Origin of the sequence: Sphingomonas ginkgonis, assembly GCF_003970925.1 — a bacterium.
Lineage (GTDB): Bacteria > Pseudomonadota > Alphaproteobacteria > Sphingomonadales > Sphingomonadaceae > Sphingomicrobium > Sphingomicrobium ginkgonis.
In genome coordinates, this window is sequence record NZ_RWJF01000001.1 from 1590507 (window position 1) to 1611730 (window position 21224).

Here is a 21224-nt window from a genome sequence, read left to right on the forward strand (position 1 = left end):
GCGATGAGCTCGGCGGCAGCCCGCTCCGACCCGCCTGGCGGGGCCCGGACGCGTCCGATCCGGCTGATGCTGGTGGACGATTCGCTCGTGGCCCGGGCGGTGCTCTCGCGGATGCTGGAGAGCGACGGCGGGTTCGAGATCGCGGCCGTGGCAGGGACCGCCGAGGACGCGATCGAGGCGCTGGCGCACGTTCGGGTCGACATCATCCTGCTCGACCTCGAAATGCCGGGCGCGGGCGGGCTGAAGATGCTCCCGCACATCATCGCGGCGGCGCGGGGGGCGCGGGTGATGATCGTCTCCTCGCTCGCCGAGGAAGGGGCGGAGCAGACCATCGCCGCCCTGGCGCTCGGCGCCGCCGACACGTTGCCCAAGCCGGGTACCGGCCGATTCAACGGCCGCTTCTCCGAAGTCCTGCTGAGCCGCCTGCGGGCGCTCGGCCATGCCGAGGCGACCGCCGCCGAGCCGGTCGAGCAGCGCCGTGCGGAGCGGCCCGCCACGCCGATCCGAAGCCCGTTGCGCGCGATGAGCAACGATCGGCTGCAGCTTCTCGCGATCGGTGCGTCCACCGGCGGAATCCACGCGCTTGGCGCCTTCTTCGCCGCGCTGCCGATGCGGATCGGGGTTCCGATCCTCGTGACCCAGCATCTGCCGAGCCCGTTCATGACCGTGTTCGCGCGGCAGTTGGCCTCGCCCGCGCGGCGCCGCGTGCTGGTCGCGGAGGACGGGATGGACCTGCTGCCCGACCTGGTGCTGGTCGCGCCCGGCGATGCGCATCTCACGGTCGAGCTCCTCGGCGACGCGCCGCGGGTGCGGCTCGATCGCCGCGCGGCCAAGAGCGGCTGCCTGCCCTCGGTCGACCCGATGTTCGCGACGGCCGGCGCCGCCTATGGCACGGGGGCGCTCGGCGTCGTCCTGTCCGGCATGGGCCGCGACGGAACGGAAGGGTCACAGCGGCTGGTCGCCTGTGGCGGGTCGGTAATCGTCCAGGACGAGCCGACCTGCGCCGTGTGGGGAATGCCCCGCGCGGTCGCCGAAGCGGGGCTCGCCGCGGCGATCCTGCCCCCCGACAAGCTTGCCCGGCGGGTCGCGACCCGCGTCGGAGATTGATTAATGGAGCTGAGCGACAGTTCGACGCGTATCCTCGCCGGCCTCCTCGAAGCCAGAACCGGACAGCAGCTGACGATGAACCGCCGGTGGCGGCTCGAGACGGCGCTGAGCGGACTCCTGCGCGAGCGCGGCATCGCGACCATCGACGAGTTGATCACCATCCTGGTGATGGGTCGTGAGCCGGGGCTAGCCAACCAGGTGGTCGAAGCCTTGCTGAACAACGAGACTTACTTCTTTCGCGATCGCAGTCCGTTCGACCTCCTCGCCCGCCACGCGCTGCCGCTGCTGCGCCAGGCGCGGGCCAAGGAGAAGCGGGTGCGGATCTGGTCGGCCGGCTGCTCGACCGGGCAGGAAGTCTATTCGATGGCGATGCTGTTCGCCGAGGAACAGGCGAGCTGGGCCGGATGGACGGTCGACATTCTCGGGACCGACGTGTCGCAGCAGGCGATCGACCGGGCTCGCGAGGGCGTCTACTCGCAATTCGAGGTGCAGCGCGGGCTGGCGATCACCCAGACGATCAAGTGGTTCGCAGAGCAGGGAAGCCAGTGGCGCGCCGCCGATAGCCTGCGCAAGAGCCTTCGCTTCCAGACCCACAACATCCTCGAGGGACCGCCGCACCCGGGCGGGTTCGACATCATCCTGTGCCGCAACGTGCTCCTCTATCTCTCGCCGGAGACGCGGCGGAAGGCGTTCGACCGGCTGTCCTCCGCCCTGGTCAGCGACGGCTGGTTGATGCTCGGCGCGGGCGAGACGGTGATCGGGCAGACCGACAAGCTGCTGTCCGACAAGAATGCGCGTGGCCTCTACGTGCATGCCGCCAACAGCGGCCAGGCGGAGCGCCGGGCGGGTCGCGGCTGAGCCGCGCAAGGGGTTGACCGGCGGCGCTTTTCCGTGCGCTTGTGAAGCATGAAATTCATCGACCGGCCGTCGCCCAACCATGACGAGCGCCAACTGGCCGTGTCGATGATCGTCCTCCACTATACCGGCATGCCGGATTGCGGCGGCGCGCTCGACCGGATGACCTCGCCCGAGGCCAAGGTCAGCGCGCACTACTGCGTCGACGAGGACGGCAGCGTCTACCGGCTGGTCGACGAGGAACGCCGCGCATGGCACGCCGGCCGCAGCTACTGGCGCGGGACGACCGACGTGAATTCGGCCAGCGTCGGGATCGAGATCGTCAACCCGGGCCACGAGTTCGGCTATCGCGCCTTCCCCGACGAGCAGGTGGCGGCGGTGGTCGGCCTCGTCACCCGGATCAAGGAGCGGCATGGAATCAGCCGCGGCAACGTGGTCGGGCACAGCGACGTCGCGCCGACCCGCAAGGAAGATCCGGGCGAGCTCTTCCCGTGGGAAGTGCTGGCGCGGCGGCGCCTCGCCTTGCCGAGCCCGACCCGCAACCTGATTGACCCCTACTGGACCGACGCCGCCTTCCTGCTCGCGCTCGAGCGGTTCGGCTATGACGTGACCGACAGCCAGAAGGCGGTGATCGCCTTTCAGCGGCGCTTCCGCCCCGACATGATCGACGGGGTCATCGACGGGGAGTGCCGGGCGAAGCTGCTCGCGCTCCTCCTGCCGCGGCCGACTGGCGAACCCTGATCCGCGCGGCTATAGCGCGGGGGCCAGAGGGCCGGGCGACCGCGGGCGCCGGAGTTGATCCGGGGCACGAGGAAAGTCCGGGCTCCACGGAACAACGGTGCCGGGTAACGCCCGGCGGGTCGCCGCGAGGCGGCTCAGGGACAGTGCCACAGAAAGCATACCGCCCGTTCTCGAGCGGGTAAGGGCGAAAGGGTGCGGCAAGAGCGCACCGCGCTTCCGGCAACGGCAAGCGGCACGGTAAACCCCACCGGGTGCAAGACCGAATAGGGGCGACGAGGGATGCACAATCCCGGGGCTGTTCCGGCCCGTCGCCCGGGTTGGTTGCTTGAGCCCCTCCGCAAGGACGGGCCTAGAGGAATGGTCGCCCATCCGCCTTCGCGGGCGGTGGACAGAACCCGGCTTACAGGCCCTCTGGCGCATCATCGCGGACGCTCGCAAAAGCGGACGCAATTTTCTAATTAGGGCCGCGATGGTACGGCAAACTCGTTCGGACGATTGGGGATTCCCGCGTTGGCGGTCCTATGGTGACAAGCAGCGCGGCGCGGCGCGCATCCGGCTGTGCGATCGCGAAGGCTGCGAGGAGGCCGGCGACCGGCCCGCGCCCAAGAGCCCCAACAGCCCCGACCGCTGGTATTTCTGTGAGGCGCATGCCGCCGAGTACAACAAGAACTGGAATTACTTCGAGGGACTGGACGCCGAGGCGGCGGCCGAGCGCGAGCGGAGCGAGAGCGCCGGGGCGCGCGGCTATCGGCATTCCTCGCACTGGCAGTGGGGTGGAGCGGGGGACGGCAGCCGGAGCCGCGACGAGATGCGCGCGCTCGACGCGCTGGACCTCAACAGCGATGCGGACATGACCGCGATCAAGACGGCCTATCGCCGGCTCGCCAAGGAACATCATCCCGATGTCCGCCCCGGCGACGAGCAGGCGGCCAAGCGCTTCCAGCAGGTGCAGGCCGCCTATGACGTGCTGCGCAAGGCGGAGGAACGAAGGGCGGCGGGCGACGCCGCCTAAACCCCGTCGAGCATGAAGGTGCCCGCGCTTCGGGCGATCGGCCGGTCCGGGTCGCCGCCGTGCGCCACCCCCGACACGAAGGCGATCTGGCGGGTGATGCTGGTGCAGTGGCAGCGGGCCACGACGGTCTCGCCGCGAACGGCGGGACGGAGATAGTCGAGGCGGAGGTCGAGCGTGACGCTCGGCCGGTAGGCGCCGAGGGCAGTCCATACCGACACTCCGGAGCAGGTGTCGACGAGGCTGACGATCGGTCCCGAGGCCATGATCCCGCTGCTCGAGAAAGCGACCAGCTCCGGACGCCAGGGAAGGGCCATCTCGACCCAATCGTCGCCAGCGGCGCGGAACTGGAGCCCGATCGCCTTGGCGTGACCGACGTGGCGCGCCATCTCGAAGAAGCTGGCGATATCGAATCCGCTCACGCGAGCCGTGCCGCCGTGTCCCTGATCAGCGCGATCATGTTGGGAATGCCCTGCGTCCGGTTGGACGAGAGCTGGCGCGACAGGTCGAACCGGGCGAGCTCAGTCGGGATGTCCATCGCCAGGATTTCCTCTGCGGGCCGGTCCTGCACCGCCGACAGCACCAGCGCCACAATCCCCTTGGTGATCGCGGCATTGCTGTCGGCGAGGAAATGGAGGCGATGATCCGGCTGCGGCATGGCGTAGAGCCAGACCGACGCCGAGCAGCCGCGCACCTTGGTCGAGTCGGTCTTGAGTGGATCGGGCATCGGCTCGAGCGAGCGGCCCAGCTCGATCAGCAGCCGATAGCGTTCCTCGCCGTCCAGCAGCTCATAATCGTCGAAGATGTCGGACAGCGCGGGGAGGGTCATGGCCAGCGCCTAGCAGAGCCTAGCGGTGGCGCAATTCCTCGATCTGGCGCGAGAGCGTGTCCTCTTTCTCGACCGCGATCCGCTCGAGCACCTGGATCCGGTCTTTGAGCTGGCGGACCTCGTCGCGAAGCTGGCGGGTCTCGACGCCGGCATCTGCGTCCACCTCGGGATGCTCCCAGCGGTGCCGGACCCGCATGCGCTGCTTCATCAGGGTGAACAGGAACACCATGCCCAGGACGGTCAGCACGAACTCGAACGGGTTCATCGGTCCTTACTCTCCCACCGAGAGGCGCGGCCTGGCCCGCAGCGCCTCGATCTGCGACGCGGTCTCGAGCCCGCGATCGGTGACGATCTGCTCGAGGATTCGTACCCGGTGCTCCAGCTCCATGTTGCTGGCCGCATATTGCGCCGTCTTCTCTGCCACCACGCGGGCCTCCACTTCCAGCCTCTTCTCGCGCAGGTTGAACCAGCGGCGCGCGAGATAGAGGAGCAAGATGGTGGGGAGCAGGAAGGCAATCAACAGGCCGAAAACGTCACCGGGTTCCATTATGCATCTCCAAGTTGGCGCGGGGATGGCTGCCTGCGCAGCGCCTCGATCTGGGCGGCCGTCTCGAGCCCCCGGTCGGTGACGATCTCCTCGACCGTCTCGACCCGGCCCGCGAGCCGGTCGAGGTCACTGCGAAGGCGGGCATTCTCCGCGACAAGGGTTCTGATCTGATCAAGCGCCGCCTCGCCGGCCACCGGGTGCGCCGGCTTGCCGAAGCTGTCGAGCGGATAGCCGTGCCGAACCCGAAGCCAGGTCGTGAAGATCCAGCCGCAGACCGCGACCAGCCCAACCAGGATGCCAAGGACGGGAATCAAGCCGATGACCTGATCCATCATCATCTCTCCCTGTTATGGCGGGCTTACCGCTGTTCGCCCTGACCGATCGGAACGACCGGCTGACGGCGGAGCGCCTCGATCTGCGCCGCGGTCTCGACGCCGCGATCGGTGACGATCTCCTCGAGCACCCGGAGGCGCTGTTCGATGCGCTCGACATGCTGGGCATATTGCGCGCTCTTCTCGGCGGCGAGGCCGGTCTGCGCGTCGAGCTGACGCTCCTTGACCCGGATCCACATCTTGAACGGCGCGATCCCGATCGCGGCAAGCGGGATCAATACCCAGATCCAGCTGGCGACATCATGCATGACAGGGGTCCCCTAGTTACGAGTGATCTGCAGCGCGTCGATTTCGCGCGACAATTGCGAAGGCTGGTCGGTGACGATCCGCTCGACCGTCTCCAGCCGGTCCTTGATCGAACCAATCTCGGCCTTGAGCTGGGCATTCTCGCTGGTCAGGAGCTTGATCCGTTCGACCGCTTCCTGGTCGCTCTTCGGGTGGATCGGCATGCCCCAGGCGTTTTGCAGCGGATAGCCGTTCTTGATCTTGAGCCAGGTGTGCATGAGCGACCCGCCGACCCCGATCGCGACGATCGCGACGACGAGGGGAAGGATGCGCAGGACGAACTCGAAGGCGGCGCTGACTTCCGGATCCATGGTCGTTCTTCTCCCTATTGGCTGACGCCGCTAGCGCAGCTGCTCGATCTCGCGTTCGAGCGAGCGGTTGCTGGTGGTGACATAGGTTTCGACGTCGGCCAGCCGGCGGTCAATCTCGCGCAGCCGGGCGCGGATGTTGCGCGCGCTGGACGAGGGCGACTGGCGGACGCCTTGCCAGAAGCGGTCCTCCTCAGGGGTCGCCGTCGCGAACTCACGCGGCTTGTCCTCGGCGATCCAGCCGGTGATGAAATAGGCCGGGATCAGCACGCCGGCGCCGCCCATCACGCAGGCCAGCACGAACATGATCCGGACCAGGTTGACGTCCATCCCGGCATAGTCGGCGATCCCGGCGCAGACGCCCATCACCTTGCCGTTGCGCTTGTCCTTGTAGAAGCGGGTGCGGCTGGGAGGCTGGACGCTCATCGACGGGTCTCCTGCATGGCCCGGCTGCGCTCCAGCTCGGCGCGGATCGCGTCGACGCTGTTGTCGGGCAGGCACTGCTGCCGCCAGCCGGGATTCTCGGCGTTCATGATCCGCTCGATCGAGCAGAGCCGGTCGTCGAGACGGCGGGCCATCTCGTGCAGCTCGTCGAGCAGCTTCTCGTCGCTGTCGGTCAGCTTCGCGCTGCTCTTCCACTTGGTGACATAGTGGAAGATCAGCCACGGCAGGCCCAGGAACAGGACCGTGATGGCGATCAGCGGGACGAAAACCTCTTCCATGTGACTATTTCCCCTTGGCGGCGAGGGCCGCCTTCATCTGTTCAAGTTCCTTGTTGACCGACTCCGACGCGCGGAGCTCGGCGATCTCCTCCTCCAGGCTCTTCGGCCCGGCCATTCCCATCGCATCGGCACGCCCCTCGGCGAAGTCCGCGCGCCGCTCGAGCAGCTCGAAGCGGCTCATCGCGTCGCCCGTGCGGCTGCCGTTCAGCACCTCGTTGGTGCGGGCGCGGGTCATCGCGCTGTCCATCCGGCTGCTGATCGAGTTCTGCCGGGCCCGCGCCTCGCGGATCTTGCCCATCAGCTTGGCGATGTCCGCCTCATAGCCCTTGAGCGTGTCGTCGATCGTGGCGCACTCGCCCTTGAGACCGGCCGCCATGTCGGCCGCCTTCTGCCGCTCGATCAGCGCCGCCTTGGCGAGATCCTCGCGCTCCTTGCTGAGCGCCAGTTCGGCCTTCTCGGTCCAGCTGTCCTGAAGCGTCTCGAGCTTGCCGATCGCCCGGCGCATTTCCTTGCCGTCGGCGATGCAGCGCGCCGCCGAGGCGCGGACCTCGACGAGGGTCTCCTCCATTTCCAGGATGATCATGCGGATCATCCGCGAGGGATCCTCGGCGCGGTCGAGCAGCTCGGCGAAATTGGCTGCCATGATGTCCCGCGTTCGGGAAAAGATGCTCATCCGTCACTCCGTATTCGAAAAGCAGGGCCCTGTGCTTTGTCCCATCGATGCAGGGAGCGTGCCAAATGCCCGCTTTCGGCCAATGTCCTCCCGAGTTCTGCGAACGAACCAACGGACGCTTGGCGAGCCGTACGAACCATCTTGCCAAAGCATGGGATTTCCCGCCAACTCGCAGCCATGGAACGGACCCAGCAGTTCGTCGGCCAGAGCCTCGCCTTCCTCGACGCCGTCGAGCGGACCAGCCGTGCCGCGCCACTCAATCGGCCGGTGCTGGTGATCGGCGAGCGCGGGACGGGCAAGGAGCTGATCGCAGAGCGCCTCCACCACCTGTCGACCCGCTGGGCGGGGCCGCTGGTGACGATGAACTGCGCCGCGCTTCCGGAGAACCTGATCGAGGCCGAGCTGTTCGGGCATGAGGCGGGCAGTTTCACCGGTGCGGCCAAGACTCGCAAGGGGCGGTTCGAGGAGGCCGACGGGGGGACGCTGTTCCTGGACGAGCTGGCGACGCTCTCCTCGCCGGCGCAGGACCGGCTGCTGCGGGCGGTCGAATATGGCGAGGTGACCCGGATCGGCGCCTCCAAGCCGGTGCGGGTCGACGTCCGCATCGTCGCCGCCACCAACGAGCATCTTCCCGGGCTGGTCGAGCGGGGCAAGTTCCGGGCCGACCTCCTCGACCGGCTGAGCTTCGAGGTGGTGACCCTGCCGCCGCTGCGGCTGCGCACCGGCGACGTGCCGTTGCTGGCCGAGCATTTCGCCCGGCGCATGGCGGCCGAGCTGGAATGGCCGGGCTGGCCGGGTTTCTCGCCGGAGGCGCTGGCGACGCTCGACGGCTATGGCTGGCCGGGCAATGTGCGCGAGCTTCGCAACGTGGTCGAGCGCGCGGTCTACCGGCACGAGGACCCGGAGCGGACGGTCGACGAAATCGTCTTCGATCCCTTCGCCTCGCCGTGGGCGCCGCAGCGGACCACGCCGACGCTGGTCCACCCGGTCCAGGCGCCGGGGCCGGAGCCGGTCGTCGAGACCGCCCCGGCCGCGGCGGCGGGGGTGGCGGGCGAGGAGGTCAACGACTTCCGGGCGGCGGTCACCCAGTTCGAGCGGGGCGTGCTGGAGGATGCGCTGGCGAAGAACCGCTACAACCAGCGGGCGACCGCGGCCGCGCTCAGCCTCAGCTACGACCAGCTCCGCCATGCGCTGAAGCGTCACCAGCTGCTCGACCGCGAAGCGGCGGCGGGCTGAACGACCGTCCGCGAAGGACCAGCGCCGGCCGGGCGCGTTGACTTGTCCCCGCCGCGGCGTAGGGCGGGGTATCCCCAAACCCCGAGGAGCCCTTCCATGGCCTATGAAGTTGCCCCGCTGCCGTACGACTATGCCGCGCTGGCGCCGACCATCGACGAGCAGACGATGCGGCTGCACCACGACAAGCACCACCAGACCTATGTCGACAACCTCAACAAGGCGGTGGACGGCGACAGCAATCTCCAGGGCAAGAGCCTGGAGGAACTGCTGCAGCAGGCGAGCAAGCTTCCGCCGGTCGTCCGCAACAATGGCGGCGGCCACTGGAACCACAGCTTCTTCTGGGAGACGATGAGCCCAGACGGCGGCACGCCGGGCGGCGACCTGCTCAAGGCCATCAATGGCAAGTGGGGCTCGTTCGACAGCTTCCAGGAGCAGTTCAACGCCAAGGGCGCGGGCCAGTTCGGCTCGGGCTGGGTCTGGCTCGCCGGTCGCGGCAACGAGCTGGAGGTGCTGTCGACGCCGAACCAGGACAACCCGCTGATGGACGTGGTCGAGGGCGGCTATACCCCGATCCTCGGCAACGACGTGTGGGAGCACGCCTATTACCTCACCTACAACAATCGCCGCGCCGACTATCTCAAGGCGTGGTGGAACGTGGTGAACTGGGACAAGGCCAACGAGCGGTTCGCCCGGCTCGGCTGAGGCCCGACGGTGACCGGCTGGAGGCTCAGGCCTTCAGCCGGTAGCCGGTGCGGAAGATCCACCAGACCAGCGCGACGCACACCGCCAGGAAGGCGAAGGTCGCGCCCAGCGCGGTCCCGACCGCCACGTCCGCGGTGCCGAAGAAGGTCCAGCGGAAGGCGTTGATGAGGTAGACCACGGGGTTGAACAGCGTCACCGTCCGCCACGGCTCCTGGAGCATGGTGATCGAGTAGAAGGCGCCGCCGAGGAAGGTCATCGGCATGATCACCAGCAGCGGGATGATCTGGAGCTGCTCGAACCCCTTGGCCCAGACCCCGACGATGAAGCCGAACAGGCAGAAGGTCACCGCGACCAGCAGCAGGTAGAGCAGCATCAGCACGGGGTGCGCAACGCTCACCGAGACGAACAGGTGTGCGGTGATAAAGATGACGAGCGCGACCGCGCTGCCCTTGGTCGCCGCGGCGCCGACATAGCCGACCACCGTCTCGAATGCCGACAGCGGCGCGGAGAGAATCTCGTAGATGGTCCCGGTAAAGCGCGGCATGTAGATGCCGAAGCTGCCGTTGAAGATGCTCTCGTTGAACAGGCTCAGCATCATCAGCCCGGGGACGATGAAGCTGCCATAATCGATCCCGTTCACCTCGCGGATGCGGCCGCCGATCGCCGAGCCGAAGACGATGAAGTAGAGGGTGGTGGTGATCACCGGCACCGCGAGCCCGGTCCACAGCGTCCGCCGGAAGCGGTGCATCTCGAACTTGTAGATCGCCCAGATCCCGCGCCAGTTCATGCGGCCGCTCCCGAGCGCTGCTGATGGATCAGCCCGACGAAGATGTCCTCCAGGCTCGATTCATGGGTGTCGAGGTCCTTGAAGCCGATGCCGGCGTCGCGCAGCGCGGCGAGCAGCGAGGGCACGCCGGTGCGCTCGGCCCGGCTGTCGAAGCGGTAGACGAGCTCGCGGCGGTCGTCGGAAAGGCGGAGGTTCCACTCGGCGAGCGAGGGCGGGATGGCCGCGAGCGGTTCGGCGAGGTGGAGCACCAAGTCCTTGTGGCCGAGCTTCTTCATCAGCTCGCGCTTTTCCTCGACGAGGATCAGCTCGCCCTTGTTGATGACCCCGACGCGGTCGGCCATCTCCTCGGCTTCCTCGATATAGTGGGTAGTGAGGATGATGGTGGTGCCCTGGTCGCGCAGGCGGCGGACCATCGCCCACATGTCGCGGCGGAGTTCGACGTCGACCCCGGCCGTGGGCTCGTCGAGGAACAGGATCTCGGGCTCGTGGGCGAGCGCCTTGGCGATCATCACCCGGCGCTTCATCCCGCCCGACAATTCCTTCATGATCGTCTTGCGCTTGTCCCACAGCGACAAAGCGCGGAGGACCTCCTCGATCTTGGCCGGGTTGCGCGGCTTGCCGAACAGCTCGCGGCTGAAGCTGACGGTCGACCAGACCGGTTCGAAGGCGTCAGTGGTCAGTTCCTGCGGGACCAGCCCGATCCGGCTGCGCGCGCGGCGATAGTCGCTGCGCCAGTCGGCGCCGTCGACCAGCACGGTGCCGGTCGAGGCGTTGACCAGCCCGCAGACGATCGAGATCAGCGTCGTCTTGCCCGCGCCGTTGGGGCCGAGCAGCGCGAAGATCTCCCCGCGCTCGATATCGAGGTCGACGGTCTTCAGCGCCTCGGTGCCGCTGTCGTAGCGCTTGGACAGGCCGCGGATGGAGAGGACGGGATCGCTCACTCGATCGGCGCCGGTTCGCTCGCCTGCTCGGCCTCGTCGCGGTTGAGGCCGTGGCGCAGGAGCATCGGCACGTTCAGCGCGGCGAACAGGAAGGTAAGGGGGAGCGCGCCCCACAGCTTGAACCCGACCCAGAAGTCGGTGGTGGTGAGCCGCCATACCGTCTCGTTGAGCGCGGCCATGAACAGGAAGAACAGGGACCAGTTGCGGGTGAGCTTGCGCCAGCCTTCCTCCTCCAGCCCCGGGTAGGCGCTGCCGAGCACCTGCTTGAGGATCGGGCGGCCGCTCAACAGCCCGAAGCCGAGGATGCCGGAGACGAGGAGATAGTAGATGGTCGGCTTGATCTTGATGAAGGTCTCGTTGTGGAGCCAGATGGTCAGCCCGCCGAGCACCACCACCATCACGCCGGAGAACCAGAGGAGCGGCGAGATGCGGCGGTAGCGGATCGCCGAGAAGAGCATCGCGGCGATCATCGCGACGATGAAAGCGCCGGTCGCGACGAAGATGCGCATCACGTGCGGGACGGGCGCGGCATAGTTGGCGATGAAGAAGACGAGCAGCGGCCCGACGTCGATCAGCAGCCGGCCGAAGCCGCTCGGCTCTTCCTGGGCGCGGCTCATGCCGGGGGCAGCCCGGCAATGGCGCGAGCGACCGCGCGCGGGTCGAACGGGCGAAGGTCGTCGACGCCCTCGCCGACCCCGATGGCGTGGATGGGAAGGCCGAACTGCTCGGCCGCCGCGACCATGATGCCGCCGCGCGCCGTCCCGTCGAGCTTGGTCATGATCAGCCCGGTCACCCCCGCCGTCTCCCGGAATACCTTGATCTGGTTGAGCGCATTCTGGCCGGTCGTGGCGTCGAGCACCAGCACCACGTCGTGCGGCGCTTCCGGGTTGAGCCGGCCGAGCACGCGGCGGACCTTGGCCAGCTCGTCCATCAGGTGCGACTTGTTCTGGAGACGGCCGGCGGTGTCGACGATCAGCGCGTCGATCCCGGTTGCGGCAGCCTGCTTGACCCCGTCGAACACGATCCCCGCCGCGTCGCCGCCTTCCTTGCCGGCGATCACCGGGGCGTGGATCCGCTCACCCCAGATTTTGAGCTGCTCGATCGCGGCGGCGCGAAAGGTGTCGCCGGCCGCCAGCATGACGCCATAGTCCTGCTCCTGCAGCCAGTGGCCGAGCTTGCCGATGGTGGTCGTCTTGCCCGAGCCGTTGACGCCGATGACGAGCACGACGTGCGGTCTTGGAAAGCCGGTGACCTCGAGCGGGCGGGCGACCGGGGCGAGGATCTTCTCGATCTCCTCGGCGAGGATGGTGCGCAGCCCGCGCTCGTCGAGCTGCTCGAACCGGCGCGCGGCGATGGCCTCGCGGATCCGCCGGGACGCCTCCGGACCGAGGTCCGAGGCGATCAGCGCCTCCTCGATATCGTCGAGCGTCGAGGTGTCGAGCGCCTGGCGGGTGGCGAGCCCGGTGAGATTGTCGCCGATGCGCTCGGCGGTCTTGGCGAAGCCGCCGCGCAGGCGGTCCATCCAGCTCATGCGAATTGTCCGATCAGATGGTCGGCCGTCCGGCCGGTGAGTTGAATGGCGCCCATGTCGCCTCTCGCGGAGCCGCTGACAAGGATCGGCGCGAACGTGTCGCTGTGGCCCTTCTCCCTGTTCTCGATCAGGCCGTGAACGGTCGTTCCGACCAGCCCGTCGAGCCAGGAGGAGCGCCGCTCCGCCGCCCGCGCGCGAAGCTCGGCGGCACGCGCCTTGACCGTCTCGCGCGGCAGCTGCGGCATGCGCGCGGCGGGCGTGTCCGGCCGGGCGGAGAAGGGGAAGACATGCGCGGCGATCACGTCGCATTCGTCGAGCAGGCTGACGAGACTGGCGAAGGCGGCTTCGCTCTCGGTGGGAAAGCCGGCGATCAGGTCGGCGCCGATCGTCGCGTCGGGCCGGGCGGTCTTGATCCGCTCGACGAGGCGAACCGCGTCGCGCCGTAAATGCCGCCGCTTCATGCGCTTGAGGATGAGGTCGTCGCCATGCTGCAGCGAGAGATGAAAGTGCGGCATCAGCCGCGGCTCGCCGGCGACCAGCTCGAGCAAGGCGTCGTCGATCTCGACGCTGTCGAGCGAGGAGAGGCGGAGGCGCTGGAGGCGTGGCTCGGCGGCGAGCAGGGCCTGGCAGAGCCGCCCTAGCCCGCCCTGGTAGTCGGTAATGTCGACCCCTGTCAGAACGATCTCGCGGGCGCTGGAGTCAAGCTCGCTGCGGACCGCGTCGAGGATGGCGGGGAAAGGGAGGGAGCGGCTGGGTCCGCGCGCCTGCCAGATCGAGCAGAAGGTGCAGCGATGGTCGCAACCGGTCTGCACCGCGACGAAGCTGCGGACGCGCGCGCGGTAGCCAGCGGCGGTGGCGAGTGGCGCGGCGAAGTCGCGGGTCTCGACCGCGTCCACCTCGGGCATGGCGGCGAAGCGCTGCGGCTCCAGTTGCACGGCGCAGCCGGCGACGACGATCCGGGCGGCGGGCCGCTCGCGCCGGGCGCGGCGGATCGCCTGCGCGGTCTGGCGCACCGCCTCGTTGGTGACGGCGCAGCTGTTGACGATCAGCGTGTCGCCGTCTGTGGCCGCGAAGCGCTTCTTGAGCGTCTCGCTCTCGGCGAAGTTGAGCCGGCAGCCGAGCGTAATCGCCTCGACGCTCACAGCGCGATTTCGCCCGAGAAGACGTGGGTGGCGGCGCCGGTCATCCGAATGGGCTCGCTGGGTGCCCAGGCGACCCTCAACGTCCCGCCGGTCATTCGGACCTCGACCGGTGAGACCGCGCGGCGGGCGCGGATCGCGGCCACCGCGGTCGCGCAGGCACCCGTTCCGCAGGCGCGGGTGAGGCCGGCACCGCGCTCCCAGGTGCGCAGCTGGAGGGCGCCGTCGGGCGCGATGCTGGCGACGTTGACGTTGATGCGCTCGGGGAAGGCGGGATCATGCTCGATCGCCGGTCCCAGCTCGTCGAGCGAGACCGTGGCGCTGTCGGGGACGAAGAAGACGAGGTGCGGGTTGCCGACGCTGAGCGCCGCTGGGCCTTCCAGCGGGCCCCAGCGCATCGGCAGGGCGGCCGTGTCCATCGGGTAGTCGAGCGGGACCTCGTCCCAGCCGAACCGCGGCTCGCCGAGACTGACCTCGATCCGGTCGCCGGCCGCGCTGCCGCTGAGCAGGCCGCCGGCGGTCTCGATGGTCCGCGCCCCGGTCAGCGCCACCACGCAGCGCGTGGCATTGCCGCAACTCTGCACCTCGGACCCGTCGTGGTTCCAGATCCGCATCCGCAGCTCGGCGCGGTCGGAGGGTTCGAGCAGGATCAGCTGGTCGCAGCCGATTCCGAGCTGCCGGTCGGCCAGTCGCCGGGCGAGCGTGGCATCCATGGCGAGCGCTTCCCGGCGCGCGTCGAAGATGACGAAGTCGTTTCCGAGCCCTTCCATCTTGTCGAACCGTCGGCGCATCCGCCGCGACTTAGGTAAGCCCCGCCACGCTGTCCACCGGGGCCATGTTCATCTGCTGTTCACTTTGGGCAACAGCTCACCGCGGATTTGTTGCCCATCGGCCACAGTACGGTCGCCTTCGCCTTCGCAGGTGCGGAATTCATCGAACCTCCGCCGTCCTGCCTTGTTGAGCGGGCTCCCCTGCGGAACCACGAAGGACTTGAATACTCATGCGTAAATATCTCCTCGCAGCGGCGACGGCCATGGCCATCGCTTCTCCGGCCATGGCCCGCGACGGCGCGCCCTACGCCGGCGTCGAGGGCGGCATTCTCTTTCCCCGGAATCTGAATTTCGACCTCACCACCACCAACAGCGCGAACACGACCACCACGTCGTACAACCGGGGAACGAGCGTCGATCTCAAGCGCGGCTATGACGTCGACGCCCTGCTCGGCTACGACTTCGGCTTCTTCCGGCTCGAGGGCGAGCTCGGCTACAAGCGCTCGCGGATCCGCAGCGTCACCGCCAGCAGCGCGCTGACGACCGACCTGTCGACCGCGACCGGCACGACCGTCACCAGCGGCAGCTTCGCGACCGGCGGCCATGCGCGCGTCTACTCGGCGATGCTGAACGGCCTGTTCGACATCGGCTCGCCCGACAGCCTGAACTTCTATGCCGGCGGCGGCGCCGGCCGGGCCCGGGTCAAGATGCTCGGCGACCGCGACACGGCATGGGCGTGGCAGGGGATCGCCGGCGTGCGTTACCCGATCACCCCGAACGTCGATCTCGGCCTCAAGTATCGCTACTTCCAGACCGGCAAGCTGAACTTCGTCGAGAATGCGACCTTCGCGCCGTCGACGACCAACTACAGCTTCGACCAGCGCGGCAAGTTCAAGTCGCACAGTCTGCTCGCCAGCCTGGTGTTCAACTTCGGCGGCAGCGATGCGGCCCCGCCGCCTCCGCCGCCGCCGCCGCCGGCACCAGTGGCGGAACCCGCCCCGGCCCCGGCTCCGGCGACCCAGACCTGCCCGGACGGGTCGGTGATCGACGTGACCGCGGTCTGCCCGGCGCCGCCGCCGCCGCCGCCCCCGCCGCCGCCGCCGCCCGCTCCCGAGCGCGGCTAAGCCGTCGGCCGGAACCAGCTGACCGAACGAAGGCCTCTCGCCCCGCAAGGGCGGGGGGCCTTCTCCTTTGCGGCGCCTTTCTCTAGGGCCGTCGAGACTTACTTCCACGAAAGCCCGCCCGACCATGGCCAGAGCCGCCATCGACGTAATGCAGTCCGTCATCTTCTCCGCCGTGCTCGACGCCATCGCGGCGCTCAAGACGGCGTCGAACGGGCTTCCCAACCAGCTCATCCGCGATCTCCAGGCGATCCACCCGAACACCACGTTCGAGGACCTGCCGAAGGAGCTGCAGCAGGCGATCGGGCAGAGCGTGCGCAGCGCCTTCACCCAGCTCCTCAAGGAGGGCTATGCGGTGGCCCCCAAGGGCGAACAGACGATGACCCGGCCGCTCGACCGGGTGCCCGAGCGCGAGCGGCGCCAGCCCGGCGACCGGCCGCCGGGCGATCGCCGTCCGCCGCGCGGTCCGCGACCCGGCGGCTCCGGCCGACCCGGCGGCGGTGGCGGCAGGCCCGGCGGCGGACGCCCCGGCGGCGGTCGTCCGGGCGGGGGCGGCGGCGGCGGTTCCAAGCCGCGGCCCTGACCCGCCTTCCTTGACGGGAGGGCGCCCGTCGCCTAAGCGCCCGCCCGTCGTTTTCGACAAAACATCGATGAGCGTCCCTCGGGACACGCTGGCCGGCGAGGTTTCGCCCGCCGGCGTCGTTTGCGTTTGGCCCTGCGCCAGCCGCTTCCCACATGGGACGCTCGTCATGGGAGTGAGTGGATGTTCGACACGCTGAGCGACCGCCTTTCGGGGGTCTTCGACAAGCTTCGGGGGCGCGGTGCGCTGACCGAGGCCGACGTGCGCTCGGCGATGCGCGAGGTGCGCGTGGCGCTGCTCGAGGCGGACGTCGCGCTGCCGGTGGCGCGCGAGTTCGTCGACCGGGCGACCGAGAAGGCGGTCGGCCAGGAGGTTCTGCGCTCGGTCACGCCGGGGCAGATGGTCGTCAAGATCGTCCATGACGCGCTGGTCGAGATGCTCGGCGCGGACAGCAGCGAGCTCAATCTCGCGGTCACGCCGCCGGCGGTGGTCATGATGGTCGGGCTCCAGGGCTCGGGCAAGACGACCACCACCGCCAAGCTCGCCCGGCGCCTGTCGGAGCGCGAGCGCAAGAAGGTGCTGATGGCCTCGCTCGACGTCGCCCGGCCGGCGGCGCAGGAGCAGCTGGCGGTGCTCGGGCGCCAGGCGAGCGTCGACACGCTGCCGATCGTGCCCGGCCAGTCGCCGGTCGAGATCGCCGCCCGCGCGCTGCAGTCGGCGCGGCTGCAGGGCTATGACGTCCTCCTCCTCGACACCGCGGGCCGGCTCCACGTCGACGATGCGCTGATGGGCGAGATGAAGGCGGTCGCCGCCACCTCGAAGCCGGCCGAGACGCTGCTGGTGGTCGACAGCCTGACCGGCCAGGACGCGGTCAATGTCGCCAAGGGCTTCGCGGCCGAGGTCGAGCTGTCCGGCGTGATCCTGACCCGGATGGACGGCGATGCCCGCGGCGGCGCGGCGCTGTCGATGCGCGCGGTCACCGGCAAGCCGATCAAGTTCGCCGGCACCGGCGAGGGGCTGGACGCGATCGAGGCCTTCCATCCCGAGCGGGTCGCCGGGCGGATCCTCGGCATGGGCGACGTGGTCAGCCTGGTCGAGCGCGCCGCCGAGACGATCCAGGTCGAGGACGCGGAGAAGCTCGCGGCCAAGATGGCCAAGGGCAAGTTCGACCTCGACGACCTCCGGATGCAGATCGCGCAGATGCAGCGGATGGGCGGGCTCGGCGCGCTGGCCGGGATGCTTCCCGGGCTGAAGGGCGTGAAGGGCGCGATGGACAAGGCGCAGGACGGCAAGGCGCTCATTCACCTCGAGGCGATGATGAGCTCGATGACCGCGAAGGAGCGGGCCAAGCCGGAGCTGATCAACGCCAAGCGCAAGATCCGCATCGCCAAGGGCAGCGGGACCACCGTCCAGGAGGTCAACCGGCTGCTGAAGATGCACCAGGAAATGTCGACCGCCATGAAGCGGCTCAAGAAGATGGGCGGTCTCGGCAAGCTCGCGGCGATGTTCGGCGGCGGCGGCGGCGGTCCAGCGGGCGGACTCGGCGGACTGCTCGGCGGGGCTGGTGGCGCGGGCGGGCTCGGCGGGGCGGGGGGTGCGGGAGCGCTTCCCGGGCTCGGCGGCGCGCCGTTCAACATGCCGCTCGGTTTCGACAAGTTCGGCAAGAAATAAATCAAGCTAGAAGAAGGAATTACAACATGGCTCTTTCCATTCGTCTCGCCCGCGGCGGCGCCAAGAAGCGGCCCTACTACCGCATCGTCGTCGCCGACGCCCGCGCTCCGCGCGACGGCCGCTTCATCGAGAAGATCGGCACCTACAACCCGCTGCTGGCGAAGGATTCGCCCGAGCGCGTCAAGCTCGACGCGGAGCGCGCGTCGCACTGGCTGAAGGCCGGCGCGCAGCCGTCGGATCGCGTCGCCCGCTTCCTCGACGCCGCCGGCGTCCGCGAGCGCGCTGCCCGCAACAACCCGAACAAGGCCGAGCCGGGCGAGAAGGCCAAGGAGCGCGCCGAGGAGCGTGCGACCAAGGCCGCCGAGGCCGCCGAGGCGGCGGCCGCCGCCAGCGCGGCCCCGGCCGCCGAAGAGGCTGCCCCGACCGACGAGGGCGTGTCCGCGACCGATCCGGCCGAGGGCAGCGTCGAGAGCGCCCCGGCCGAGGGCGCCGAGACGGCCGAGTAATGACCGGACAGGCCTCCCCGGGGCATCCCCGGGGAGGATCGTCCACGAGCCGGGTCACGCTGGCGGCGATCGCCGGCGCGCACGGGGTTCGCGGCGAGCTTCGCCTCAAGCTGTTCGGCGAGAGCCCCGACACGCTCGCCGCGCAGAAGCAGGTGCTGGTCGGCGGCCGCCCGTTCGAGCTCGCCAGCCTCAAGGACGGCGGCAAGGTCGCGATCGCTCGGCTGGCCGGGGTGACCGACCGTGATTCGGCGGAAGCGCTGCGCGGGCAGCTGGTCGAGATCGAGCGCGGCGCGCTGCCGCCGCTCGAGGACGGCGAATATTATCACGCCGACCTGGTCGGCCTGCCCTGCGTGGACCCGTCCGGCGAGCCGGTCGGCACCGTGGTTGCCGTTGAAAATTTCGGTGCCGGGGACCTGCTGGACGTCGAGCTGGCGGGCGGCAGGACCTCGCTGATCCCGTTCCGCGACGGGATCGCCGATCTCGCCGGCGACCGCATCGTCGTCGACCGCGAGTTCCTCGCCTAGTTGCCTGCTTCGGCGTCCTGCAGCTCGGTCTCCGGCATCGGCGGCTCGCGCAGGATCGGCGACTTGGCCGCGATGTCGTTGCGGATGGTAGTCGCGGCGACCCCGCCTTCGCCCATCGCGTGGCTGATCTGGTCGAGCCCGTGGACCACGTCGCCGGCGGCATAGACGCCCTCCACGCTGGTCCGCTGGTGATCGTCGCAGCAGAAGCAGCCGTCCTCCGCCAGCGTGCAGCCGAGCATGACCCCGAGCTGAGTGTGCATGTCGGAGCCGAGCGACGGGTAGACGCTGTCGAAGGTCCGTGAGCCCGATGCCGTCTCGACGGTGATGCAGTCGCCGCTCACCGCGACCCCTTCCGCCGGGCCGTCGATCATCGTCACGCCCGCCTTGTCGAGCCGCTGGCGATCCTCCGCGCTGACCTCCAGCGCCTTGTCGGGCGCGATCAGGGTCACGTCGCAGGTGTAGCTGCGGAGGAAGATCGCCTCGGCGACGCCGTGGCTGCCCGAGCCGATGATCCCGATCTTCTTGTCGGTGACCTCGAACCCGTCGCAGATCGGGCAGTAGCGGATCTGGCCGTTGGCGAGCGCCTCGTCGTGGAGGTCGCTGTCCATCCGCGGGCGGCGGTTGGTGACCCCGGTGGCGAGCAGCACCGTTTTCGTCCGCTGGCGGCCCGAGCCCCATTCGACCGTGAACAGCCCGTCGTCGTCGCGGTCGATGCGAGTAACCCGCGCGGTCTCGATCCGGGCGCCATATTTCTGCGCTTGGGTCCGCATCAGCGCCAGCAGCTCCTTGCCGTTGATCCCGTCGGGGTAGCCGGCATGGTTGCGGGTGCGCGGGATCCAGCCGGCGCGGCTGTTGCCGTCGTCGATCACCCGGATGTCGAGGTGAAAACGGGCGAGATAAATGGCGGCGGTCAGGCCGGCGGGGCCGCCGCCGACCACCAGGCAGTCGAGGATGTCGTCCATAAGCAGCTCTAGCGCGGGGCGGCGCGGGCGGTTCCTTCGCGGGGCCGGGCTGATATAGGCACGCGCCATGACGCCACCGCCTGCCTTCCGTGCGACCGTGCTGACCCTCTACCCCGAGATGTTCCCGGGGCCGCTCGGGACGAGCCTTGCCGGACGCGCGCTGGCGGAGGGTCGCTGGGGTCTGGAGTCGGTCCATATCCGCGACTTCGCGACCGACCGGCACCGCTCGGTCGACGACACGCCGGCAGGAGGCGGAGCGGGGATGGTGCTGCGCTGCGACGTGCTCGCCGCGGCGCTCGACAGCGTCGCCGATGGACGCCCAATGCTGGCGATGAGCCCGCGTGGCAAGCCGCTCGACCAGCAGCGGGTCCGCGCGCTCGCGGCCGGCGAAGGAGCGATCATCCTGTGCGGCCGGTTCGAAGGGTTCGACGAGCGGATCTTCGAGGCGCGGCCGGTCGAGCCGGTGTCGATCGGCGACTATGTCCTGTCCGGCGGCGAGCTCGGGGCGATGGTGCTGCTCGACGCTTGCGTCCGCCTGCTTCCCGGAGTAATGGGCGCGCCCACGAGCGGAGAGGAAGAGAGCTTCGAACAGGGGCTCCTGGAATATCCGCACTATACCCGACCAGTGACATGGGAAGGGCGCACGATTCCCGAAGTGCTGCGATCGGGGGATCATGCGAGGATTGCCGCGTGGCGACACGAACAGGCGGTCCACGATACACGGCTACGGCGGCCGGACCTGATCGAGCGCCATGGGGGCGCATCGCAGGCACCGCCCTCTGGCGCGCGGCGCGAAACGCAAGGTGAAGTGAAGTGAACCTGATTCAGACCCTCGAGCGCGAGCAGATCGAAGCGCTCACCGCCGACCGCCAGATCCCCGAATTCCGTCCGGGCGACACGCTCCGCGTCGGCGTCAAGGTGATCGAAGGCGAGCGCACCCGAGTCCAGGCCTATGAGGGCGTGTGCATCGCCCGGTCGAACAAGGGCATCGGCTCCAACTTCACCGTCCGCAAGATCTCGTTCGGCGAGGGCGTCGAGCGCGTCTTCCCGCTCTATTCGCCGACCATCGATTCGATCGAAGTCGTCCGCCGCGGCGCCGTCCGTCGCGCGAAGCTCTATTATCTGCGCGGCCGCACCGGCAAGTCGGCCCGCATCGCCGAGCGCCGCGACCCGCGCCGCGAAAGCGGGAAGAGCGAGGCCTGAGCCGCCGCGCTTCTTCCGGACTGATCTGAACAGGCGCGCGGGCAGGCTTCTTCCCGCGCGCTTTTCTTTTGAACGGGCCGGCA

At 69.0% G+C, this 21224-nt stretch carries 30 protein-coding genes and 1 other RNA gene; 14 read left to right on the top strand and 17 right to left on the bottom strand.

The features are described 5' to 3' along the window. Window positions 1-3 precede the first annotated feature (3 nt). From cheB to HMF7854_RS07725, 5 genes are all read left to right on the top strand, one after another. Window positions 4-1107: a chemotaxis-specific protein-glutamate methyltransferase CheB gene (gene cheB, locus HMF7854_RS07705; protein WP_239016889.1), complete on the top strand. Its 1104-nt coding sequence runs from the start codon at window positions 4-6 to the stop codon at window positions 1105-1107. 3 nt (window positions 1108-1110) lie between these two features. Beyond that, complete coding sequence (locus tag HMF7854_RS07710; RefSeq protein WP_126718565.1) at window positions 1111-1965, top strand: CheR family methyltransferase; 855 nt, start codon at window positions 1111-1113, stop codon at window positions 1963-1965. Between the two features lie 48 nt (window positions 1966-2013). After that, on the top strand, window positions 2014-2703 hold the full coding sequence (locus HMF7854_RS07715) for an N-acetylmuramoyl-L-alanine amidase (protein ID WP_126718566.1): 690 nt from the start codon (window positions 2014-2016) through the stop codon (window positions 2701-2703). Between the two features lie 23 nt (window positions 2704-2726). Continuing rightward, window positions 2727-3122: RNase P RNA component class A (gene rnpB, locus HMF7854_RS07720), an RNA gene on the top strand. Between the two features lie 50 nt (window positions 3123-3172). Then, entirely contained in the window at window positions 3173-3715 is a 543-nt protein-coding gene (locus HMF7854_RS07725) for a J domain-containing protein (RefSeq protein ID WP_126718567.1), read from the top strand. Here HMF7854_RS07725 and HMF7854_RS07730 read toward each other — a convergent pair. From HMF7854_RS07730 to pspA, 10 genes are read right to left on the bottom strand one after another with little or no spacing between them, the layout of a single operon-like run. Further along, window positions 3712-4134 (bottom strand): PaaI family thioesterase, encoded by a 423-nt coding sequence (locus HMF7854_RS07730; RefSeq protein ID WP_239016890.1) that lies wholly within the window; start codon window positions 4132-4134, stop codon window positions 3712-3714. The genes HMF7854_RS07725 and HMF7854_RS07730 overlap by 4 nt on opposite strands. Continuing rightward, window positions 4131-4541: a SufE family protein gene (locus tag HMF7854_RS07735; protein ID WP_126718568.1), complete on the bottom strand. Its 411-nt coding sequence runs from the start codon at window positions 4539-4541 to the stop codon at window positions 4131-4133. The genes HMF7854_RS07730 and HMF7854_RS07735 overlap by 4 nt, the downstream gene beginning before the upstream one ends. A 19-nt stretch (window positions 4542-4560) precedes the next feature. Further along, the gene (locus tag HMF7854_RS07740; protein ID WP_126718569.1) at window positions 4561-4806 is read right to left on the bottom strand and encodes a hypothetical protein; all 246 of its coding nucleotides are present in this window, start codon (window positions 4804-4806) and stop codon (window positions 4561-4563) included. 6 nt (window positions 4807-4812) lie between these two features. Continuing rightward, window positions 4813-5088: a hypothetical protein gene (locus HMF7854_RS07745; RefSeq protein ID WP_126718570.1), complete on the bottom strand. Its 276-nt coding sequence runs from the start codon at window positions 5086-5088 to the stop codon at window positions 4813-4815. Next, on the bottom strand, window positions 5088-5423 hold the full coding sequence (locus tag HMF7854_RS07750; protein ID WP_148104696.1) for a hypothetical protein: 336 nt from the start codon (window positions 5421-5423) through the stop codon (window positions 5088-5090). Before HMF7854_RS07750 ends, HMF7854_RS07745 begins: the two co-directional genes overlap by 1 nt. Before the next feature lie 23 nt (window positions 5424-5446). Further along, the gene (locus HMF7854_RS07755) at window positions 5447-5728 is read right to left on the bottom strand and encodes a hypothetical protein (RefSeq protein ID WP_126718572.1); all 282 of its coding nucleotides are present in this window, start codon (window positions 5726-5728) and stop codon (window positions 5447-5449) included. A gap of 12 nt (window positions 5729-5740) precedes the next feature. Continuing rightward, window positions 5741-6076 (bottom strand): hypothetical protein, encoded by a 336-nt coding sequence (locus tag HMF7854_RS07760; protein ID WP_126718573.1) that lies wholly within the window; start codon window positions 6074-6076, stop codon window positions 5741-5743. Window positions 6077-6106: 30 nt separating this feature from the next. Next, entirely contained in the window at window positions 6107-6499 is a 393-nt protein-coding gene (gene pspC / locus HMF7854_RS07765; RefSeq protein WP_126718574.1) for an envelope stress response membrane protein PspC, read from the bottom strand. Continuing rightward, the gene (pspB, locus tag HMF7854_RS07770; RefSeq protein ID WP_126718575.1) at window positions 6496-6795 is read right to left on the bottom strand and encodes an envelope stress response membrane protein PspB; all 300 of its coding nucleotides are present in this window, start codon (window positions 6793-6795) and stop codon (window positions 6496-6498) included. The genes pspC and pspB overlap by 4 nt, the downstream gene beginning before the upstream one ends. Before the next feature lie 4 nt (window positions 6796-6799). Further along, window positions 6800-7468: a phage shock protein PspA gene (gene pspA, locus HMF7854_RS07775; RefSeq protein WP_126718576.1), complete on the bottom strand. Its 669-nt coding sequence runs from the start codon at window positions 7466-7468 to the stop codon at window positions 6800-6802. Window positions 7469-7645: 177 nt separating this feature from the next. Between pspA and pspF the strand changes: the two genes are divergently transcribed. Both pspF and HMF7854_RS07785 read left to right on the top strand, forming a co-directional pair. Continuing rightward, window positions 7646-8704, top strand: a complete 1059-nt coding sequence (pspF, locus tag HMF7854_RS07780) for a phage shock protein operon transcriptional activator (RefSeq protein ID WP_126718577.1) — start codon at window positions 7646-7648, stop codon at window positions 8702-8704. A gap of 96 nt (window positions 8705-8800) precedes the next feature. Further along, window positions 8801-9406, top strand: coding sequence for a superoxide dismutase (locus tag HMF7854_RS07785; protein WP_126718578.1), 606 nt, complete (start codon window positions 8801-8803; stop codon window positions 9404-9406). A gap of 25 nt (window positions 9407-9431) precedes the next feature. On the opposite strand, the gene HMF7854_RS07790 is transcribed toward HMF7854_RS07785, so the two are convergent. Genes HMF7854_RS07790 through dapF form a run of 6 tightly spaced genes read right to left on the bottom strand, consistent with a single transcriptional unit; the run spans window position 9432 to window position 14595 of the window. Then, window positions 9432-10193, bottom strand: coding sequence for an ABC transporter permease (locus tag HMF7854_RS07790; RefSeq protein WP_126718579.1), 762 nt, complete (start codon window positions 10191-10193; stop codon window positions 9432-9434). Next, the gene (locus HMF7854_RS07795; protein WP_126718580.1) at window positions 10190-11134 is read right to left on the bottom strand and encodes an ABC transporter ATP-binding protein; all 945 of its coding nucleotides are present in this window, start codon (window positions 11132-11134) and stop codon (window positions 10190-10192) included. Before HMF7854_RS07795 ends, HMF7854_RS07790 begins: the two co-directional genes overlap by 4 nt. Beyond that, window positions 11131-11751, bottom strand: a complete 621-nt coding sequence (locus HMF7854_RS07800) for a septation protein A (RefSeq protein WP_126718581.1) — start codon at window positions 11749-11751, stop codon at window positions 11131-11133. Before HMF7854_RS07800 ends, HMF7854_RS07795 begins: the two co-directional genes overlap by 4 nt. Beyond that, window positions 11748-12665 (bottom strand): signal recognition particle-docking protein FtsY, encoded by a 918-nt coding sequence (gene ftsY / locus HMF7854_RS07805; protein WP_126718582.1) that lies wholly within the window; start codon window positions 12663-12665, stop codon window positions 11748-11750. Before ftsY ends, HMF7854_RS07800 begins: the two co-directional genes overlap by 4 nt. Then, window positions 12662-13807, bottom strand: coding sequence for a MiaB/RimO family radical SAM methylthiotransferase (locus HMF7854_RS07810; protein ID WP_126718583.1), 1146 nt, complete (start codon window positions 13805-13807; stop codon window positions 12662-12664). The genes ftsY and HMF7854_RS07810 overlap by 4 nt, the downstream gene beginning before the upstream one ends. After that, the gene (gene dapF / locus HMF7854_RS07815) at window positions 13804-14595 is read right to left on the bottom strand and encodes a diaminopimelate epimerase (protein WP_126718584.1); all 792 of its coding nucleotides are present in this window, start codon (window positions 14593-14595) and stop codon (window positions 13804-13806) included. The genes HMF7854_RS07810 and dapF overlap by 4 nt, the downstream gene beginning before the upstream one ends. A 209-nt stretch (window positions 14596-14804) precedes the next feature. Between dapF and HMF7854_RS07820 the strand changes: the two genes are divergently transcribed. From HMF7854_RS07820 to rimM, 5 genes are all read left to right on the top strand, one after another. Next, on the top strand, window positions 14805-15698 hold the full coding sequence (locus HMF7854_RS07820; protein WP_126718585.1) for an outer membrane protein: 894 nt from the start codon (window positions 14805-14807) through the stop codon (window positions 15696-15698). Between the two features lie 124 nt (window positions 15699-15822). After that, entirely contained in the window at window positions 15823-16278 is a 456-nt protein-coding gene (locus HMF7854_RS15735) for a hypothetical protein (protein ID WP_185829203.1), read from the top strand. 180 nt (window positions 16279-16458) lie between these two features. Next, window positions 16459-17946 carry a signal recognition particle protein gene (gene ffh / locus HMF7854_RS07825; RefSeq protein ID WP_126718586.1) on the top strand — a complete coding sequence of 496 codons (1488 nt, stop codon included), beginning with the start codon at window positions 16459-16461 and terminating at the stop codon, window positions 17944-17946. Window positions 17947-17972: 26 nt separating this feature from the next. Beyond that, window positions 17973-18452 carry a 30S ribosomal protein S16 gene (rpsP, locus tag HMF7854_RS07830; RefSeq protein WP_126718587.1) on the top strand — a complete coding sequence of 160 codons (480 nt, stop codon included), beginning with the start codon at window positions 17973-17975 and terminating at the stop codon, window positions 18450-18452. Further along, the gene (gene rimM / locus HMF7854_RS07835) at window positions 18452-18976 is read left to right on the top strand and encodes a ribosome maturation factor RimM (RefSeq protein WP_126718588.1); all 525 of its coding nucleotides are present in this window, start codon (window positions 18452-18454) and stop codon (window positions 18974-18976) included. The genes rpsP and rimM overlap by 1 nt, the downstream gene beginning before the upstream one ends. On the opposite strand, the gene HMF7854_RS07840 is transcribed toward rimM, so the two are convergent. Then, on the bottom strand, window positions 18973-19938 hold the full coding sequence (locus tag HMF7854_RS07840) for an NAD(P)/FAD-dependent oxidoreductase (RefSeq protein WP_126718589.1): 966 nt from the start codon (window positions 19936-19938) through the stop codon (window positions 18973-18975). The two genes, rimM and HMF7854_RS07840, sit on opposite strands and share 4 nt — an antisense overlap. Window positions 19939-20005: 67 nt before the next feature. Between HMF7854_RS07840 and trmD the strand changes: the two genes are divergently transcribed. Then, the gene (gene trmD, locus HMF7854_RS07845) at window positions 20006-20755 is read left to right on the top strand and encodes a tRNA (guanosine(37)-N1)-methyltransferase TrmD (protein ID WP_126718590.1); all 750 of its coding nucleotides are present in this window, start codon (window positions 20006-20008) and stop codon (window positions 20753-20755) included. Further along, window positions 20752-21141 carry a 50S ribosomal protein L19 gene (gene rplS / locus HMF7854_RS07850; protein WP_126718591.1) on the top strand — a complete coding sequence of 130 codons (390 nt, stop codon included), beginning with the start codon at window positions 20752-20754 and terminating at the stop codon, window positions 21139-21141. Before trmD ends, rplS begins: the two co-directional genes overlap by 4 nt. Window positions 21142-21224 lie beyond the last annotated feature (83 nt).

Excerpts from the sequence above, each read along its gene's own strand:
- HMF7854_RS07800 (WP_126718581.1), bottom strand. The coding sequence starts at position 11,751 with ATGAGCCGCGCCCAGGAAGAGCCGAGCGGCTTCGGCCGGCTGCTGATC.
- HMF7854_RS07785 (WP_126718578.1), top strand. The coding sequence starts at position 8,801 with ATGGCCTATGAAGTTGCCCCGCTGCCGTACGACTATGCCGCGCTGGCG.
- HMF7854_RS07820 (WP_126718585.1), top strand. The coding sequence starts at position 14,805 with ATGCGTAAATATCTCCTCGCAGCGGCGACGGCCATGGCCATCGCTTCT.
- HMF7854_RS07790 (WP_126718579.1), bottom strand. The coding sequence starts at position 10,193 with ATGAACTGGCGCGGGATCTGGGCGATCTACAAGTTCGAGATGCACCGC.
- cheB (WP_239016889.1), top strand. The coding sequence starts at position 4 with ATGAGCTCGGCGGCAGCCCGCTCCGACCCGCCTGGCGGGGCCCGGACG.
- pspC (WP_126718574.1), bottom strand. The coding sequence starts at position 6,499 with ATGAGCGTCCAGCCTCCCAGCCGCACCCGCTTCTACAAGGACAAGCGC.
- HMF7854_RS07750 (WP_148104696.1), bottom strand. The coding sequence starts at position 5,423 with ATGATGGATCAGGTCATCGGCTTGATTCCCGTCCTTGGCATCCTGGTT.
- dapF (WP_126718584.1), bottom strand. The coding sequence starts at position 14,595 with ATGCGCCGACGGTTCGACAAGATGGAAGGGCTCGGAAACGACTTCGTC.
- HMF7854_RS07735 (WP_126718568.1), bottom strand. The coding sequence starts at position 4,541 with ATGACCCTCCCCGCGCTGTCCGACATCTTCGACGATTATGAGCTGCTG.
- ffh (WP_126718586.1), top strand. The coding sequence starts at position 16,459 with ATGTTCGACACGCTGAGCGACCGCCTTTCGGGGGTCTTCGACAAGCTT.
- pspF (WP_126718577.1), top strand. The coding sequence starts at position 7,646 with ATGGAACGGACCCAGCAGTTCGTCGGCCAGAGCCTCGCCTTCCTCGAC.
- HMF7854_RS07745 (WP_126718570.1), bottom strand. The coding sequence starts at position 5,088 with ATGGAACCCGGTGACGTTTTCGGCCTGTTGATTGCCTTCCTGCTCCCC.
- HMF7854_RS07740 (WP_126718569.1), bottom strand. The coding sequence starts at position 4,806 with ATGAACCCGTTCGAGTTCGTGCTGACCGTCCTGGGCATGGTGTTCCTG.
- trmD (WP_126718590.1), top strand. The coding sequence starts at position 20,006 with ATGACGCCACCGCCTGCCTTCCGTGCGACCGTGCTGACCCTCTACCCC.
- rimM (WP_126718588.1), top strand. The coding sequence starts at position 18,452 with ATGACCGGACAGGCCTCCCCGGGGCATCCCCGGGGAGGATCGTCCACG.
- HMF7854_RS07725 (WP_126718567.1), top strand. The coding sequence starts at position 3,173 with ATGGTACGGCAAACTCGTTCGGACGATTGGGGATTCCCGCGTTGGCGG.
- HMF7854_RS07755 (WP_126718572.1), bottom strand. The coding sequence starts at position 5,728 with ATGCATGATGTCGCCAGCTGGATCTGGGTATTGATCCCGCTTGCCGCG.
- ftsY (WP_126718582.1), bottom strand. The coding sequence starts at position 12,665 with ATGAGCTGGATGGACCGCCTGCGCGGCGGCTTCGCCAAGACCGCCGAG.
- HMF7854_RS07710 (WP_126718565.1), top strand. The coding sequence starts at position 1,111 with ATGGAGCTGAGCGACAGTTCGACGCGTATCCTCGCCGGCCTCCTCGAA.
- rpsP (WP_126718587.1), top strand. The coding sequence starts at position 17,973 with ATGGCTCTTTCCATTCGTCTCGCCCGCGGCGGCGCCAAGAAGCGGCCC.
- pspA (WP_126718576.1), bottom strand. The coding sequence starts at position 7,468 with ATGAGCATCTTTTCCCGAACGCGGGACATCATGGCAGCCAATTTCGCC.
- HMF7854_RS07840 (WP_126718589.1), bottom strand. The coding sequence starts at position 19,938 with ATGGACGACATCCTCGACTGCCTGGTGGTCGGCGGCGGCCCCGCCGGC.
- HMF7854_RS07715 (WP_126718566.1), top strand. The coding sequence starts at position 2,014 with ATGAAATTCATCGACCGGCCGTCGCCCAACCATGACGAGCGCCAACTG.
- pspB (WP_126718575.1), bottom strand. The coding sequence starts at position 6,795 with ATGGAAGAGGTTTTCGTCCCGCTGATCGCCATCACGGTCCTGTTCCTG.
- HMF7854_RS07760 (WP_126718573.1), bottom strand. The coding sequence starts at position 6,076 with ATGGATCCGGAAGTCAGCGCCGCCTTCGAGTTCGTCCTGCGCATCCTT.
- HMF7854_RS15735 (WP_185829203.1), top strand. The coding sequence starts at position 15,823 with ATGGCCAGAGCCGCCATCGACGTAATGCAGTCCGTCATCTTCTCCGCC.